Origin of the sequence: Pseudomonas sp. Pseusp11, assembly GCF_047304405.1 — a bacterium.
Lineage (GTDB): Bacteria > Pseudomonadota > Gammaproteobacteria > Pseudomonadales > Pseudomonadaceae > Aquipseudomonas.
Genome location: NZ_JBGLZF010000003.1, coordinates 234442 through 250278, shown reverse-complemented (window position 1 = coordinate 250278; position 15837 = coordinate 234442). Strand labels below are relative to the sequence as shown.

14 protein-coding genes are annotated in these 15837 nt (G+C 60.2%); 10 read left to right on the top strand and 4 right to left on the bottom strand.

Annotated elements, in window-relative coordinates; translation table 11 throughout:
- Nucleotides 1-106: 106 nt before the first annotated feature.
- Nucleotides 107-1594 carry a helicase HerA-like domain-containing protein gene (locus ACCC96_RS03875; RefSeq protein WP_413695044.1) on the bottom strand — a complete coding sequence of 496 codons (1488 nt, stop codon included), beginning with the start codon at nucleotides 1592-1594 and terminating at the stop codon, nucleotides 107-109.
- A 184-nt stretch (nucleotides 1595-1778) separates the two neighbouring features.
- On the opposite strand from ACCC96_RS03875, the gene ACCC96_RS03870 reads away from it, so the two are divergent.
- The 4 genes from ACCC96_RS03870 (at nucleotide 1779) to ACCC96_RS03855 (ending at nucleotide 6811) form a co-directional block, all read left to right on the top strand.
- The gene (locus ACCC96_RS03870; RefSeq protein ID WP_413695043.1) at nucleotides 1779-3668 is read left to right on the top strand and encodes a methyl-accepting chemotaxis protein; all 1890 of its coding nucleotides are present in this window, start codon (nucleotides 1779-1781) and stop codon (nucleotides 3666-3668) included.
- 260 nt (nucleotides 3669-3928) lie between these two features.
- Complete coding sequence (locus tag ACCC96_RS03865; RefSeq protein WP_413695042.1) at nucleotides 3929-5050, top strand: glycosyltransferase family 4 protein; 1122 nt, start codon at nucleotides 3929-3931, stop codon at nucleotides 5048-5050.
- Nucleotides 5043-5819, top strand: coding sequence for a DUF2334 domain-containing protein (locus ACCC96_RS03860; protein WP_413695041.1), 777 nt, complete (start codon nucleotides 5043-5045; stop codon nucleotides 5817-5819). Before ACCC96_RS03865 ends, ACCC96_RS03860 begins: the two co-directional genes overlap by 8 nt.
- Nucleotides 5816-6811, top strand: a complete 996-nt coding sequence (locus ACCC96_RS03855; RefSeq protein WP_413695040.1) for a lysylphosphatidylglycerol synthase transmembrane domain-containing protein — start codon at nucleotides 5816-5818, stop codon at nucleotides 6809-6811. The genes ACCC96_RS03860 and ACCC96_RS03855 overlap by 4 nt, the downstream gene beginning before the upstream one ends.
- Nucleotides 6812-6820: 9 nt before the next feature.
- On the opposite strand, the gene ACCC96_RS03850 is transcribed toward ACCC96_RS03855, so the two are convergent.
- Both ACCC96_RS03850 and purU read right to left on the bottom strand, forming a co-directional pair.
- Nucleotides 6821-6997, bottom strand: coding sequence for a hypothetical protein (locus tag ACCC96_RS03850; protein ID WP_019651418.1), 177 nt, complete (start codon nucleotides 6995-6997; stop codon nucleotides 6821-6823).
- Between the two features lie 81 nt (nucleotides 6998-7078).
- Nucleotides 7079-7927 carry a formyltetrahydrofolate deformylase gene (purU, locus tag ACCC96_RS03845; RefSeq protein ID WP_007933315.1) on the bottom strand — a complete coding sequence of 283 codons (849 nt, stop codon included), beginning with the start codon at nucleotides 7925-7927 and terminating at the stop codon, nucleotides 7079-7081.
- Nucleotides 7928-8254: 327 nt separating this feature from the next.
- Here purU and mvaT point away from each other — a divergent pair, with 327 nt between their 5' ends.
- Nucleotides 8255-8632: a histone-like nucleoid-structuring protein MvaT gene (mvaT, locus tag ACCC96_RS03840; RefSeq protein WP_007933316.1), complete on the top strand. Its 378-nt coding sequence runs from the start codon at nucleotides 8255-8257 to the stop codon at nucleotides 8630-8632.
- Nucleotides 8633-8730: 98 nt separating this feature from the next.
- Here mvaT and sbcB read toward each other — a convergent pair whose 3' ends face one another.
- Nucleotides 8731-10161, bottom strand: a complete 1431-nt coding sequence (sbcB, locus tag ACCC96_RS03835; protein ID WP_413695039.1) for an exodeoxyribonuclease I — start codon at nucleotides 10159-10161, stop codon at nucleotides 8731-8733.
- 169 nt (nucleotides 10162-10330) lie between these two features.
- Between sbcB and ACCC96_RS03830 the strand changes: the two genes are divergently transcribed.
- From ACCC96_RS03830 to ACCC96_RS03810, 5 genes are read left to right on the top strand one after another with little or no spacing between them, the layout of a single operon-like run.
- The gene (locus tag ACCC96_RS03830) at nucleotides 10331-11056 is read left to right on the top strand and encodes an RDD family protein (RefSeq protein WP_019651415.1); all 726 of its coding nucleotides are present in this window, start codon (nucleotides 10331-10333) and stop codon (nucleotides 11054-11056) included.
- Nucleotides 11053-12030, top strand: a complete 978-nt coding sequence (locus tag ACCC96_RS03825) for a stage II sporulation protein M (RefSeq protein WP_413695038.1) — start codon at nucleotides 11053-11055, stop codon at nucleotides 12028-12030. The genes ACCC96_RS03830 and ACCC96_RS03825 overlap by 4 nt, the downstream gene beginning before the upstream one ends.
- Entirely contained in the window at nucleotides 12017-13561 is a 1545-nt protein-coding gene (locus ACCC96_RS03820) for a DUF4129 domain-containing protein (protein WP_413695037.1), read from the top strand. The genes ACCC96_RS03825 and ACCC96_RS03820 overlap by 14 nt, the downstream gene beginning before the upstream one ends.
- On the top strand, nucleotides 13558-14724 hold the full coding sequence (locus tag ACCC96_RS03815; RefSeq protein WP_413695036.1) for a DUF4350 domain-containing protein: 1167 nt from the start codon (nucleotides 13558-13560) through the stop codon (nucleotides 14722-14724). Before ACCC96_RS03820 ends, ACCC96_RS03815 begins: the two co-directional genes overlap by 4 nt.
- Complete coding sequence (locus ACCC96_RS03810) at nucleotides 14721-15722, top strand: AAA family ATPase (protein WP_019651411.1); 1002 nt, start codon at nucleotides 14721-14723, stop codon at nucleotides 15720-15722. The genes ACCC96_RS03815 and ACCC96_RS03810 overlap by 4 nt, the downstream gene beginning before the upstream one ends.
- Nucleotides 15723-15837 lie beyond the last annotated feature (115 nt).

The window sequence follows — 15837 nt, the reverse complement described above, 5'->3', positions numbered from 1 at the left end:
GATCATTTAAAAGCAAAGATCAAAGGATCGCAGCCTACGGCAGCTCCTACGCGCCTGTGGGCGCCGCCGAAGGCTGCGATCTTTTGCTTTTTATCGGCCTATCGGCTTATCGGCGTTTGCTACCGCCAAGCAATGACCCCATCAACCCGCGTACCAATTGTCGGCCCAATTGATTGGCCGCCTGTCGCATCGCCGATTTAAGCGCCTGTCCTGCCGCGGTACCGAGGAATTCTCCGGCCTGCTCGGTGAAACTCGGCTCTTCGGGTGCAGGTTTGCCCGGCGCGGTTTCAGGCTCCGGCGCCAACCCCTTGCGCCCCATCAGCACTTCATAGGCCGATTCGCGATCGACCGGTTTGTCATATCGCCCTTTAAACGGCGAACCGGCAATCAGCACGGTGCGTTCAGTCTCGGTCAGTGGCCCGATCCGCGATTGCGGCGGTGCGACCAGTACACGCTGGACCATCTCCGGCGTGCCCTTGTCCTGCAAGGTGCCGACCAACGCCTCGCCGATGCCCAGCTCAGTCAACACCGACAAGGCGTCAAATGCCGGGTTCGGCCGGAAGCCCTCGGCCACCGCACGCAGGGATTTCTGTTCTTTGGTGGTGAACGCACGCAAGCCATGCTGAACACGCAGGCCCAACTGAGCCAGCACATCATCCGGCAAGTCCCCCGGCGATTGGGTGACGAAATACACGCCCACGCCTTTCGAACGGATCAGCCGCACCACTTGTTCCAGACGATCCTGCAACGCCTTGGGCGTACCGGCGAACAACAAGTGCGCCTCGTCGAAAAACAACGCCAGCAGCGGTTTATCGGCATCGCCGCGTTCCGGCAGTTGCTCGAACAATTCAGCCAGCAACCACAGCAGGAACGTCGCGTAGACCTTCGGCGCTTCGTGCACCAGACGGCTGGCGTCGAGCAAATGGATGCGCCCGCGACCGTCCATCGCCGGCTGCAAAATATCTTCCAGTTGCAGCGCCGGCTCGCCGAACAATGCTTCGGCGCCCTGCTGTTCCAACGTCGCCAAACGGCGCAACAGTGCCTGGCTGGAACCGGTGGTCATCAGCGCCGCGTCATCCCCCAGCAATTCAGGGTTATCACGCAGGTGATTGAGCAGCGCCTTCAAATCTTTCAAATCCAGCAGCAACAGCCCTTCGCGGTCCGCCACCTTGAACGCTGCATAAAGTGCCGACTGCTGACTGTCGGTCAGCTCCAGCAGGCTGCCGAGCAGCAACGGCCCCATTTCGCTCAAGGTGGTGCGCAATGGATGACCGGACTGACCGTGAATGTCCCACAGGGTAACCGGATACGCCTGAGGTTTATGGTTCAGCCAGGGCATACCGGCGATCCGCTCCGCGACCTTGCCTTGAGGGTTACCGGCGGCGCCCAGGCCGCACAGATCGCCCTTGATGTCCGCCGCGAACACCGCCACGCCTGCATCGCTGAACGCTTCGGCCAGGCGCTGCAACGTGACGGTTTTACCGGTCCCGGTAGCGCCCGCTACCAAACCGTGACGGTTCGCCAGGCGCATGGCCTGGGCGATTGGCTGGCCCGCGAGGTCAGCGCCGATAACGAGTTGCGATGAGTCAGGCATTTTGTCACCCCTGGTTAATCTTTGATCCTTCATGGCCGATAACAACCGAGAGACCAGACTGAAAATAGCGTCGGTAATTCCCTAAGGAGAGACGGAAATATCAGCTTACTTTCAACCCTGCCCATTTTGCGTGCCTTTATAAAAGCACGCCCTGGACAATAAGACCTTAGCGGACCCACAAGCCATGAATAAAAACCTGCGCTTCAGCCATAAAATACTGCTTGCCGCCGCCCTGATCGTTATCGCCGCATTCGCCTCCTTCACGCTGTACAACGACTATTTGCAGCGCAATGCGATACGCCGCGATCTGGACAATTACCTGCAGGAAATGGGTAACGTCACCGCCAAAAACATTCAGACTTGGCTGGCGGGTCGTAGCCTGTTGATCGAAAACCTCTCACAAACTGTTGCCCTGAACGCCGAGACGGATAACGTCGCCAAACTGCTGGAACAGAAGGCCGTCACATCGACCTTCATGGGTGCCTACCTGGGCAACAAGGATGGCACCTTCATTATCCGTCCGGACAGCAAGATGCCCGACGGCTATGACCCTCGCGTCCGCCCTTGGTACAAGAGCGCGCAAAGCACCAGCGGGCCTGCCTTGACCGAACCTTACATCGACCTGGCGTCTGGCCAGTTGGTGATTTCCATCGTCGACAGCGTCCTCAAGGACGGTCAGAACATCGGCGTGGTCGGTGGCGACCTGAGTCTGCAAGTGATCACCGACAGCCTCAACGCGCTGGACTTCAACGGCATGGGCTATGCGTTCCTGGTCAGCGCCGATGGCAAGATCCTGGTTCACCCGGACAAAGCGCTGGCGATGAAAAACCTCAAGGACGTCTACCCGCAAGACACGCCCGTCATCGGTAATCAGCCGAGCGAGATCAAAGTCGACGGCAAAACCCGCATCGTGACCTTCACCCCGATCAAGGGACTGTCCTCGGTCAACTGGTACATCGGTCTCTCTGTGGACAAGGACAAAGCCTTCTCCACGCTCAGCGAGTTCCGCGCCTCGGCGATCATCGCGACCCTGATTGCCGTGGCCATCATCATTGGCTTGCTCGGCATGTTGATCCGCCTGCTGATCCAGCCGCTGCATGTGATGACCCGCGCCATGGAAGACATCGCCGACGGTGAAGGCGACCTGACCAAACGCCTGACCATCCAGAATCAGGACGAATTCGGCATCCTTGGCACGGCGTTCAACCGTTTCGTGGAACGGATTCATACGTCGATCCGCGAAGTGTCCTCGGCCACCGGCCAGGTCAACGAAGTGGCCTTGCGGGTGGTGGCGGCCTCGAACTCGTCGATGTTCAATTCCGACCAGCAAGCCTCGCGTACCAGCAGCGTCGCCGCGGCCATCAACCAGCTCGGCGCCGCGGCTCAGGAAATCGCCCGTAACGCCGCCCAGGCATCGAATCAGGCCAGCGATGCCCGCAGCCTGGCCGAAGACGGCCAGCAAGTGGTGGATCGCAGCATTGCTGCGATGAATCAGTTGTCGAGCATGCTCAGCGCTTCGAGCACCAACATCGAATCGCTGAACAGCAAAACCGTGAACATCGGGCAGATTCTCGAAGTGATCACCAGCATCTCCCAGCAAACCAACCTGCTGGCGCTCAACGCCGCCATCGAAGCGGCGCGGGCCGGTGAAGCCGGGCGCGGTTTTGCCGTGGTGGCCGACGAGGTGCGCAACCTGGCGCACCGCACGCAGGAGTCGGCGCAACAGGTGCAGACTATGATCGAGGAGCTGCAAGTCGGCGCCCGCGAATCCGTCAGCACCATGAGCGACAGCCAACGCCACAGCCAGGACAGCGTGGAAATCGCCAACCTGGCCGGCGAGCGCCTGAACAGCGTGACGTTGCGCATCGGCGAAATCGACGGCATGAACCAGTCGGTGGCCACGGCGACCGAGGAACAGACGGCGGTGGTGGAGTCGATCAACGTGGACATCACCGAGATCAACACGCTGAACCAGGAAGGCGTGGAAAACCTGCAATCGACCCTGCGGGCGTGCTCGGACCTCGAGCAACAGGCTTCGCGATTGAAGCAATTGGTAGGCAGTTTCCGTATCTAACGTCTGATCACAGACACTGTGGCGAGGGAGCTTGCTCCCGCTGGGTCGCGAAGCAACCCCAAAATCGGGATCAAAGGTGTGCCAGTTTGAACACACCGGCTGATTTTACGACTGCTTCGCAGCCGAGCGGGACGGTGCGGCGTTCCGACAAGCTCCCTCGCCACACAACGGTCTAAAGCCCTTGGCTTCACCGCAAAACCCCAACCGAACATCTATCCTTCATATAGGTCAACCAAAGGGAGAACAACGGACCCGGAGGGATGTTCATCGTGCATATCGCTGACATAACCATGTTCTACGCCCCTGCCAGCGGTGGCGTGCGCACGTATCTGGATGCCAAGCACCGTCGCCTGGGCAGCAAGCCGGGCATTTGTCACAGCCTGTTGATCCCCGGGGCTCATTTGAGTGAACAGGATGGCGTTTACACGGTTCCGGCCCCGCCCCTGCCGTTCGGCAAGGGTTATCGTTTCCCCCTCCGTCTCGCGCCGTGGCGCAATGTTCTACAGGATTTACAGCCTGACTTGATCGAAGTCGGCGACCCTTACCTGACTGCCTGGGCGGCTTTGGACGCCAAGCGACAGCTCGATGTGCCGGTAATCGGTTTTTATCACTCCGACCTGCCGTTGCTGGTCAGCAATCGCATGGGCAACTGGGTTACGCCCAATGTCGAAGCGTATGTCAGCAAGCTCTATGGCAACTTCGACCGGGTTCTGGCGCCAAGCCAGGTCATGGCCGACAAACTGATCGGGTTGGGGGTGAAGAACGTTTTCGTACAGCCCCTGGGCGTCGACCTGCAAATGTTCAACCCCAGCGTTCGGGATCCAGGCCTGCGGGCCGAATTGGGCATCGATGAAACTACTCACCTGCTGATCTTCGCCGGGCGTGGCTCCAAGGAAAAAAACCTGCCGGTGCTGCTCAACTGCATGAAACGCCTGGGCCGTCGTTACCACCTGTTGCTGGTGGGCTCGTCGATGCCGACCCTGGTGCCGCGCAATGTCACAGTTCTCGATGAGTTCTGCCCGGCAGCGCAAGTCGCGCGCCTGATGGCCAGCGCCGACGCGCTGGTGCATGCCGGCGATCAAGAAACCTTTGGTCTGGTGGTTCTCGAAGCCATGGCCAGTGGCATTCCCGTGGTGGCCGTGGCGGCCGGGGCTTTTCAGGAGATTGTCACCGATCAATGCGGCCTGCTCTGCGCGCCGAACAATCCAGTGGCGATGGCCAACACCGTTCGCGAACTGTTCAGCCAAGGCAGCGCCGCGTTGGGCAAACAGGCCCGCCGACATGTCGAGCAACATTACGCCTGGGACACCGTGGTCCACAGCCTGCTGGGGCACTATCACGCCGTACTCGGCACGCAATGGCCGCTGATCGCCAATGGCTGAGCCCATGAACACACCCAGCCTGTTGTTGGTGCTACACGACGTTGCACCGCAGACCTGGCCCGATTACCAGGCCTTCGTCGAAGCTGTCGACGCGCTGGCTGAAGTGCCGATGACCTGGCTGGTGGTGCCGAACTTCCATAAACATAACGACCTGGACGCCTATCCGGCATTTCGACGTGTGCTGAGCCGTCGTGTCGCTCGCGGTGATGAACTGGTACTGCACGGTTACTATCATTGCGATGAAGGGCCGATTCCCACCACTCCCCGAGACTGGTTCATGCGCCGGATCTACACCCACGAAGGCGAGTTCTACAACCTGCCCCTGGAAGCCGCCCTCGCCCGTCTGCGCGCCGGAATCGAGGTATTCCATCGCTACAACTGGCCGCTCGAAGGCTTCGTCGCCCCCGCCTGGCTGATGAGCGAAGGCACCCGTCAAGCCTTGCGCCAGTTACCGCTGCGCTACACCAGCGATTCGCAGCACCTGATTCGTCTGCCGGATTTCACTGCGATCGATGCCCCAGGCCTGGTCTGGAGCGCACGCAGCGCCTGGCGCCGTGGCCTGTCGAAAATCGTCAGCGATCAACGCGAACAGCACTGGCGCCAGGCGCCGGTGATTCGTCTCGGCCTGCACCCGGTGGACATGCGCCATGAGTTCTCGCGTCAGTATTGGCTGCAAACTCTCAAGCGCTTGCTCGACGAGGGCCGTGTGCCGATGACCAAGGCCGGTTGGTTGAAACTGCAACGCGACCCCATCGGTCGCGCAGCATGAGCCGGGGAATTCTGCTGGTCATCGCGCTGCTCGCTGCAGTGCTCATCCCGTCGTTGCTGGGCGGCGGCGAGACATGGTCGCGGCTGCAACGCTTCCCGCTGGAATGGCTGCTGATCATGTTCGGCATGATCCTGTTGTGCTGGCTGCTCAACACCCTGCGCTTGCGCCTGTTGCTGGGCGATCAGCGTGACAAGGTGAGCCGCCTCAAAAGCCTCGGGGTGGTGATGTCCGCCGAGTTCGCCTACTGCGCCACCCCCGGCGGCAGCGGCGGACCGCTGACCATCATGGCCCTGCTGGCGCGCCACGGTGTACGGCCGGCCAGGGGCAGCGCCGTGTTCGCCATGGACCAGTTGAGCGACCTGCTGTTTTTTCTCTGCGCGCTGTGCGGGATTCTGATTTATGCCCTGTTCCAGCACCTCAGTCAGCGCATGGAATGGCTGCTGACCGTCAGCGCCATCTCGATGTTCGGCGGGTTGTTCAGTTGCGCGGTGGTGGCTCGCTACCACCGTTCGCTGATTCGCCTGAGCGGTCGGTTGCTCGCCCGTCTCAATGTCAAAGAAGCGACTCGGCTTCGCTGGGCGCGAAAGCTCCTGCACTTCCTGGCGGCGTTCACCGACACACTGAAGTTACCCTTTCAAACATTGATCACGGTGTTTGCCCTGACCTGCCTGCATTGGGTCTTGCGGTATAGCGTGCTGTATCTGGCGTTACGCGGGCTGGGCGTGGACTTGCAATGGGCCTGGTGCTTTCTGATCCAGATGCTGTCATTGAGTGCGGGGCAATTCAGTCTGTTGCCGGGCGGTGCCGGGGCGGCGGAACTGACGTCGGCAGCGCTGCTGGCGCCCATGGTGGGGAAATCCACCGCGGCGGCGGCGATTCTGATCTGGCGGACAGTGACTTATTACTTCTATCTGGTGGTCGGTGGCCCGGTGTTTCTGCTAATGCTCGGGCGGCCATTGCTGAAGAAGTTGATGAAGTTCAAGCAAGCCTAAAAGATCTTTTCAGGCGCCCCCGGCTGTATCGTCGGAATCGTCCTGCAACTGTTCCCACAACTCGGCGGCGCCGGGAAACTCCGTGCCGTCTTCGGGGCTCAGGTCGTCCGGATCGTAGCGGCTCAAACAGCCCTCGCCCAATGTGGCGGGCGCCTTGGAAACAGCTTTATCCAGCGGATCGGCCATGGTCATGTCCTCAGTGTAGAAACGGCGAAGGGCCTGAAGCGATTGAACGCCCAGGCCCTTCGGATTTCAACCGTATGGCTGTCAGAACACGACGGTTTTGTTGCCGTGCACCAACACCCGGTCTTCCAGGTGATAACGCAGACCACGAGCCAGCACCATTTTCTCGACGTCACGACCGAAGCGCACCATGTCTTCAATACTGTCGCTGTGACTGACACGCACCACGTCCTGCTCGATGATCGGACCGGCGTCCAGCTCTTCGGTTACATAGTGGCAAGTGGCGCCGATCAACTTCACACCGCGCATCGAAGCCTGATGATACGGCTTGGCGCCAACGAACGACGGCAGGAAGCTGTGGTGAATGTTGATGACTTTGTGGGCATATTCGCTGCACAAGTCGGGCGGCAGAATCTGCATGTAACGGGCGAGTACCACCACTTCGGCGTCGTGCTGTTTGACCAGGCGCGAGACTTCGGCGAAAGCCGGTTCCTTGTTCTGCGGGTTGACCGGTACATGGTAGTAAGGAATACCGTGCCACTCGACCATGCTGCGCAAATCGTCATGGTTGGAAATCACGCAGGCGATTTCGCAGTCCAGTTCGTCGCTGTGCCAGCGGTGCAACAAGTCAGCCAGGCAATGGGACTCACGGCTGGCCATCAACACCACGCGCTTCTTCTGCTCGGTGTCGGTGATGCGCCAGTCCATCGAGAACTCTTGGGCAATCGGTGCAAACGCTTCGCGAAAGGCTTCGATACCGAAAGGCAGCGAATCGGCACGAATTTCGTGACGCATGAAGAACCAGCCACTGAGATTGTCCGAGTGATGGCTCGCTTCAGTGATCCAGCCGTTATGTGACGCCAGAAAGTTACTGACTTTAGCAACGATGCCGACGCGGTCCGGGCAAGCAATCACCAGCCGAAAAGTGCGCATGAGGGGGAAACTCCAGAACTTCGCAAAGGCCGCCATTCTAGCGATTGCGCAGCAAAACTGCAGTATTGATGACGCGCGGCCGCGGATTGCGGTCATCGGCACAGGTTCCGGCGGTGCCATACGCCAGTACATGGTGCTCTAGTGGCCAGTCTTCAAGAGGTCAACTGTGAATATTTGTGACGCTATTTAACTGTCTCTCCAATGAGTGTCCTATTCATCGCAACTAAATTAAGTAAAACTTCGGTTAAATGTTTACTTGATGAAACACCCTGACTATTATTGTCGCACTGTCACCCTGTCATCCAGCGCCAACATAAGGTAGTCCCCATGTCCTTGATCAACGAATATCGCGCCACCGAAGAAGCTATCAAAGAGCTGCAAGCCCGTTTGAAGAACCTGTCCCAAGACGACAAACTGCAAACCGAGCTGGAATTCGAAGGCAAATTGCGCACCCTGATGGGCGAATACTCCAAATCCCTGCGTGACATCATTGCCCTATTGGATCCAGAGTCCAAAACCAAGGCTCCACGTGGCGGCGCAGTAAAAACTACCGGCACCAAGCGTGCTCGCAAAGTTAAACAATACAAAAACCCGCACAACGGCGAAGTCATCGAAACCAAAGGTGGCAACCACAAAACTCTGAAAGAGTGGAAAGCCAAGTGGGGCGGTGACGTGGTTGAAGGCTGGGCTACCCTGCTGGGCTAAGCCGCAAGCGCGTCGCAGACTGATCCGCGACCAAAAGAACGCCAGCAAATGCTGGCGTTTTTTTATGCCTGGAATTCAAGCGCAAGTCATTTTCGTTTTCAAATATTCAAACGTTTGCGTAATGCCTGGACATGAATCTGCCATTCATCCAGAACCTCTTGCTGAAACGATGTAGGACTAATCGTCAATTGGGCGGCAGCTGTCAGAAAACTTTCCAGCGTATTGGGCGCGCCCCACTCCGGTGAGGACAAACGTTGCTGACAGAATATTCGCCAGCGCTCTTGCTCTTCCGGGCTCAACGTATCCGGAAAGTTGCGTGCGCGATAACGAAACAATAATTCGGGCAAGCGTTCATCATCGAAAGGCCACTGCTCTTGTGCTAATTGCGCAGGATCGGCCGCTCTGACTTGCTCACATAGACGCCGGTCCCGATCGCCGATAAAACCGTCGTATAACTGTTGCTCGGGGTCCAGGCTCGCGGCGAAATCCTCGCGGGCATAAATTCCCGAGACTTTATCTTGCCAAAGTTGTTGTGCGGCACTTAGCCGCAGCGCCCGTTCCAGATAGAGCGCCATGTCCAGCCCCAAGCGTTGCTGATCTTCGGGACGAAGTACCGATAACGGCGCCACGACCGGGCACTTGTTGATGTGGATAAGCTTGAGCGGCACCGGCAATTCGCCTTCGGCCAGATCGTCACGACGGGTATAAAGCCGCTGACGCAAGGTTTCGGTATCCAGATCGAGCAGCCCCTGAGGGTCCAGGTGCAGGTCACAGACAATCAACGCGTTGCGATTGCGTGGATGCCAGGCCAGTGGCAGTACCACGCCGACATAATGGCGTGCCGCCGAAAAGCGTCCGGAAATGTGCACCATCGGCTGCAACAGCCGAATCTGGTCCATCACCTTTTGTTTGCTGCGCAACTGAAACAGCCAGTCATACAACTTCGGCTGCTTTTCACGAATCAGACGCGCCAGGGCGATGGTCGCGCGAACATCCGACAGTGCCTCGTGGGCATTCCCGTGATCGATGCCATTGGCGGCGGTCAGGCGTTCGAGCTTGAGCGTCACCCGCCCTTCGTCATCCTTGGGCCAGACGAAGCCATCGGGACGCAACGCATAAGCCGCGCGCACAATGTCGATCAGGTCCCAGCGGCTGTTGCCGCCCTGCCACTCCCGCGCATAGGGGTCGAAAAAGTTTCGATACAGGCTATAACGGGTCATCTCGTCGTCGAAACGCAGCGTGTTGTACCCCGCGCCACAAGTGCCGGGCATAGCGAGCTGGGCATGCACCCGTGTCATGAAATCGGCTTCGCTCAAACCTTGCTCGGCCAGAAGGCCAGGCGTGATACCCGTGATCGCGCAGGCTGCCGGATGCGGCAGGATGTCGTCACTGGGCTGGCAGTAGAGATTGACCGGCTCGTCTATTTCATTGAGATCGAAGTCGGTGCGAATCCCCGCCACTTGCAACGGACGGTCGCAACGGGGGTTGATGCCAGTGGTTTCGTAGTCGTACCAGAAGATCGAGGTCACGGGTTGTTCCTGAACAGAAGACCGGCGAAGTCTAGGCGCACACAGGCTGCCTCGACCAGAAATGTTGTCATTCAATCACCTCTGGTCACGCACCGTGCAATACATAGTTATGTCGTTTTCCCCCGAGAGGCTGCTAGCATCGGACGTACCAGGCCCATCAAGGTTTCCCATGCTCGAGACCACAGCACTGCCACGGAAAGCAACGCTGGCCCCGCCACTGGACACGCGGTATCAGGTCGAAACGCCCGAAGGCATCGACTTGCCACTGCGCCCGGCCGGGTTGATGGTCCGTGCGCTGGCGTTCACCATCGACCTGGGCCTGCGCGGGTTGATCCTGGGCCTGCTGTTCATGGTGCTGGCGTTCCTCGGCAAACTCGGCGCCGGGCTTGGCTCGATTTTGCTGTTCGTGGTGAGCTGGTGGTACATGGTGCTGTTCGAGGTGCTCAATCAGGGGCGCTCGCCGGGCAAGCAATGGATGGGGTTGCGCGTGGTGCACGACGATGGCACCCCCATCGGCTGGTCCGCGTCCTTGCTGCGTAACCTGTTGCGATTTGTCGACATGTTGCCGTTCGGCTACTTCCTCGGGGCCATCAGTTGCCTGCAACATCCCACCTTCAAACGCCTCGGCGATCTGGCCGCCGGCACGCTGGTGATCTACCGCGAACAACCGCTCACCCGACCGCAGTTACCCGATGCCCCGCCGCGCCGTGCCGCTTTCGCGCTGACGCTGACCGAGCAACGCGCCATCCTCGGGTTTGCCGAGCGTCAGGGTGAACTCTCCGAGGCGCGGGCAAGCGAACTCGCCTCGATACTCGCGCAACCGCTGCACGTTTCAGCGCCGCAGGCCGTGGCCGAACTCAACGGCATCGCCCGCGGCCTGTTGGGCCCGACATGAAGCAAAGCCTATTCGAAAGCCGCCACAAGACCGAATGGGAGCAGTTTGCACTCATGCTCGAACGGCTGGAACGCGGCAAGGAAACCTCGCGAGTCGCCAGCTTCCCCAGCGATTATCGACGGCTCTGCCAACACCTGGCCCTGGCTCAGGAGCGTGGCTACAGCAGCTTTTTGGTCGACTCGCTACAGCAACAAGTGCTGCGCGGGCATCAACAGCTTTATCGGCATCGCAGTTGGCTGAGGGCCAACGTGCTGAGCTTCATCCTTGCCGATTTCCCGCGCTTGGTGCGCGAACAGTGGCGTTTCGTGCTTGCCGCCAGCCTGATATTTTTTGGCAGCCTGATTGGCATCGGGCTGCTGGTGTATCTGTTCCCGGAACTGGTCTACAACCTGATCCCGGCCGAGCAGGTCAGTGAGATGCAAAGCATGTACGACCCCGTCGCCGGTCATCTGGGGCGCTTGGCAGAACGGGCGGCCAGTGAAGACTGGGAGATGTTCGGTTACTACATCATGCACAACATCGGCATCGCGTTTCAGACCTTCGCCAGCGGTTTGCTGTTTGGCCTGGGCAGCGCGTTTTTCCTGTTCTTCAACGGCTTGATGATCGGTGCGGTGGCCGGGCACCTGACGCACATCGGCTACGGGCAAACCTTCTGGTCATTCGTGATCGGTCACGGCGCCTTCGAACTGAGCGCCATTGCCCTGGCCGGTGCCGCCGGCCTGCAACTGGGCTGGGCGTTGATCGCGCCGGGACGTTTGCCCCGTGCCGAAGCCCTGCGAGTGGCGGCGAGCAAGAGTGTGTTGCTGATTTGCGGAGTCATGCTGCTTTTGTTGATTGCAGCGTTTATAGAAGCCTACTGGTCGTCGCGGACCGGAGTCACGCCGCTGACCAAATACCTGGTCGGCGCAGCGCTCTGGGTGTTGGTCGCGACTTATCTGCTGTTTGCCGGACGGACCCGCCATGCGCCTGAGTGACGCCAGTGCAGTGATTCGCCCACGCACAAACTGGGAAGCCATGGACCTGGGGGTGCTGCTGAGTCAGCGCCATCGACGCCTGTTGATGACCAGTTGGGCGATCGTGACCCTACCGATTTTTACCTTGCTCAGCCTCATGCTGTGGGAGTCGCCCTCCCTCGCCCTGTTCCTGTTCTGGTGGCTCAAACCGGCGTTCGACCGGCTACCGCTGTACATCCTGTCCAAAGCCATGTTCGGCGAAACACCCACACTGAAACAGGCCCTGCGCCAATGGCCGCGCCTGCTCCCGCCGCAACTACTAGCCAGCCTGACCTGGCGCCGCCTGAGCCTGAGCCGCAGCTTTCTGATGCCGGTGGTGCAACTCGAAGGCCTGGAGGGCGAAGCACGACAACAGCGTTTACGCGTGCTGTTGCAGCGTAATGCCGGTGCCGCGCAATGGCTGACGATCATCGGCGTGCACCTGGAAACCGCGTTGTGGATCGGCCTGATGGTGCTGTTCTACATGCTCCTGCCACTGCAGGTCGAAATCGACTGGGGCTGGCAGACCTTGATTGCCGCCGCCACACAAGACTGGCGCTGGCTGGAACACCTGACCAATGCTTTTTACGCCCTGGTGCTGGTGGTCTGGGAACCGATTTATGTCGCCTGTGGTTTCAGCCTTTACCTGAACCGGCGCACACGGCTGGAAGCCTGGGACATCGAACTGGTGTTCCGCCGCTTGCGCCAACGCCTGAGCAGCGCAGTCATCACGCTACTGCTGGCGGCGTTTGTGCTGGTGCCGACGGGGCAAAGCGTCTGGGCCGCCGAACCGGACATGTCACCGGACAGCCCGCGCCTGTTGGAGCAACCGCTGACCAGTCAGGCATCCCGAAACAGCATCAAGGCCATCCTCGAACAGCCACCGTTCAAGAACAAGGAAACGGTGACCCGCTATCGGTTTGGCGAAGACAAGCCCGCCGACGATACCGCGCACGGTGGTCAAACACCCGCCTGGCTGAAAGCGCTGTTCAGTTTGCTCGACAGCCAACGTTTCGGCGCATTGGCCAACCTGATCGAAGTGTTGCTGTGGGGCGCGGTGATCGGCGCCATCGGCCTGTTGATCTGGCGTTACCGCGACTGGTTGCAGGCGTTCGTCAGCCGCCGGCCGGCGTTGAACCATAAAGTGACGCGACCATTGCCGCAGCAGGCGTTCGGCCTGGACCTCAACCGCGAAACCCTGCCCGCCGATATCGCGGCCAGCGCCGAAAGCCTCTGGCAAACCAACCCGCGTGAAGCCCTTGGCTTGCTCTATCGCGCCTTGCTCAGCCACTTGCTGAACGACTTCAATATGACGCTCAAACCCGCCGACACCGAAGGCGAAGTGCTTCAGCGCGTTGAACAGTTGAAACAACCGGCGTTGCTGGCCTTCAGTAAAAACCTGACCGCACACTGGCAGAACATGGCCTACGGGCATCGCCTGCCACCGGCGCATTTGCAACAGGAACTGTGTGACGGCTGGCGTGCGTTGTTCGGCCCCGGAGCGGTCCGTTGAACCGCAGGGCATGGCTGGCGGTCGGCGTGTTCATCGTCGTGCTTCTGGGCGCGTTGGGTGTTTACCTGTATTTCAAGGCCACGCCCTATCAGGTACAAATCGAACACGGCCCGTCCCCTGAAGCCCAGGCCAATCCCTATCTGGCCGCCGAGCATTTTCTGCGCAAACAGGGCCTGACCGTCAGCCACGCCAACAGTCTCGACATCCTGCCGACCCTCGAACCACGTCAGCACAGCCTGTTGTTGCTCGGCGACCGGTCGAACATGTCGCCGCGCCAGGTCGATCAGGTGTTGAACTGGACCCGGGCCGGTGGGCGCCTGGTATTCGTCGCCGAAGCCCTGTGGGATGAGAAAACCGGCCAAAGCAATGACCTGCTGCTCGACCGGGTGCAGTTGCACCAGTTCCTGAGCAAAGACCTCAAGGACTCGCCTCCCGATCTGCGCGATGATCCCTACCCCAAACTGACCAAGCTCTATCTGGAAAACGAAGAGGCGCCGGCCTACTTCAGCTTCGATACCGCGTTCCACCTCGACGACCCGAAAAACCTCGCCCAGGCCTGGGCCAACAGTGGCAAGGCCACGCACATGATGCAGCTGAGCCACGGGCTGGGTTCGATCACCGTGGTCACCGACGCCGACCTCTGGAAAACCCCAGCCATCAACCAGTACGACAACGCCTGGTTGCTGTGGTACCTGACGGCCGACACCGATGTGACCCTGCTGTTCAATACCGAGCACGACAGTCTGCTGACCTTGTTGTGGCGTTACTTTCCCCAAGCCCTGGTGGCCCTGATCGCCTTGATCGCTTTGGGTTTCTGGCACGTTGGCGTGCGCAGCGGCCCGTTGCTGGAGCCGGCCCCAAGGGCGCGTCGGCATCTTCAGGAACACCTGCGAGCCAGTGCCGATTTCATGCTGCGCCGCAGCGGTCAGCACAGCCTGTTGCACGCCTTGCAGCAAGACATCCTGCGTCGTGTCCGCCACCGTCATCCCGGTTTTGAACAACTCGGCGTCGCCGAACAATGGCTGGTGCTCGCACGCCTGACCGGCCAACCCACACGCGCCATCAGCCAGGCCATGAGCCCGCGACCGAAACAGCGGCTGTCCAGCGCTGAATTCAGCCGTCAGGTCGCCCACCTGCAAACCTTGAGGAACGCCTTATCATGAGTGAACAGATCGAGCCCGGCACCCAGACCCATGCCGCCCAGCAGCGCCAGCGCGCCAGCCAGTTGGCCCAGGCGGTAAGGACGGAACTGCAAAAAGCGGTGATCGGCCAGAACACCGTGATCGACGATGTGCTCACCGCCCTGATCGCCGGCGGCCATGTGCTGCTCGAAGGCGTGCCGGGGTTGGGCAAGACGTTGCTGGTGCGCGCCCTCGCCCGTTGCTTCGGTGGCGAATACGCCCGCATCCAGTTCACCCCGGACCTGATGCCCAGCGACGTCACCGGGCACGCGGTGTACGACCTGCAGACCGAGCAATTCAAACTACGCAAAGGCCCGTTGTTCACCAACCTGCTGCTGGCCGATGAAATCAACCGCGCACCGGCAAAAACCCAAGCCGCGTTGCTCGAAGCCATGCAGGAACGCCAGGTCACCCTCGAAGGCCGCGCCCTGCCCATCGCCCAACCGTTCATGGTGCTGGCCACGCAAAACCCGATCGAACAGGAAGGCACTTACCCGTTACCCGAAGCCGAACTCGACCGCTTCATGCTCAAGGTACGCATGGACTACCCAGAGGCTGATCAGGAACTGGACATGGTGCGTCAGGTCAGCCGCTCGACCCGCGCCGACATGCTCGATGTACAACCGCTGCGCACCGTGTTGCAAGCCAAGGACGTGCTGGCCTTGCAGCGCATTGCCAGCGATCTGCCGCTGGACGATCAGGTCCTCGATTACGCCGTGCGCCTGGCCCGCACCACCCGCACCTGGCCAGGCCTGACTCTCGGCGCCGGGCCTCGCGCCTCCATCGCCCTGGCACGGTGCGCCCGTGCCCGCGCCTTGTTGCGAGGAGGCGAGTTCGTGATTCCCGACGACATCAAAGGTTGCGCCCTGGCGGTACTGCGTCACCGCGTGCGGATTGCCCCGGAGCTGGACATCGAAGGGCTGGACGTCGATCAGGTGCTCAAGCAACTGCTCGACCAAGTGCCGGCGCCACGCCTGTGAACATGGCCATGCGGACCACCCCTGTGGCGAGGGAGCTTGCTCCCGCTGGGCTGCGAAGCGGCCCCAACATTTCTGATAGGGCGAAGAACTTGCCAGCGCTGCGCACTGGAGCGGG

Excerpts from the sequence above, each read along its gene's own strand:
- purU (WP_007933315.1), bottom strand. The coding sequence starts at position 7,927 with ATGCGCACTTTTCGGCTGGTGATTGCTTGCCCGGACCGCGTCGGCATC.
- mvaT (WP_007933316.1), top strand. The coding sequence starts at position 8,255 with ATGTCCTTGATCAACGAATATCGCGCCACCGAAGAAGCTATCAAAGAG.
- ACCC96_RS03865 (WP_413695042.1), top strand. The coding sequence starts at position 3,929 with ATGTTCATCGTGCATATCGCTGACATAACCATGTTCTACGCCCCTGCC.
- ACCC96_RS03830 (WP_019651415.1), top strand. The coding sequence starts at position 10,331 with ATGCTCGAGACCACAGCACTGCCACGGAAAGCAACGCTGGCCCCGCCA.
- ACCC96_RS03825 (WP_413695038.1), top strand. The coding sequence starts at position 11,053 with ATGAAGCAAAGCCTATTCGAAAGCCGCCACAAGACCGAATGGGAGCAG.
- ACCC96_RS03820 (WP_413695037.1), top strand. The coding sequence starts at position 12,017 with ATGCGCCTGAGTGACGCCAGTGCAGTGATTCGCCCACGCACAAACTGG.
- ACCC96_RS03810 (WP_019651411.1), top strand. The coding sequence starts at position 14,721 with ATGAGTGAACAGATCGAGCCCGGCACCCAGACCCATGCCGCCCAGCAG.
- ACCC96_RS03875 (WP_413695044.1), bottom strand. The coding sequence starts at position 1,594 with ATGCCTGACTCATCGCAACTCGTTATCGGCGCTGACCTCGCGGGCCAG.
- ACCC96_RS03870 (WP_413695043.1), top strand. The coding sequence starts at position 1,779 with ATGAATAAAAACCTGCGCTTCAGCCATAAAATACTGCTTGCCGCCGCC.
- ACCC96_RS03850 (WP_019651418.1), bottom strand. The coding sequence starts at position 6,997 with ATGGCCGATCCGCTGGATAAAGCTGTTTCCAAGGCGCCCGCCACATTG.
- ACCC96_RS03855 (WP_413695040.1), top strand. The coding sequence starts at position 5,816 with ATGAGCCGGGGAATTCTGCTGGTCATCGCGCTGCTCGCTGCAGTGCTC.
- ACCC96_RS03860 (WP_413695041.1), top strand. The coding sequence starts at position 5,043 with ATGGCTGAGCCCATGAACACACCCAGCCTGTTGTTGGTGCTACACGAC.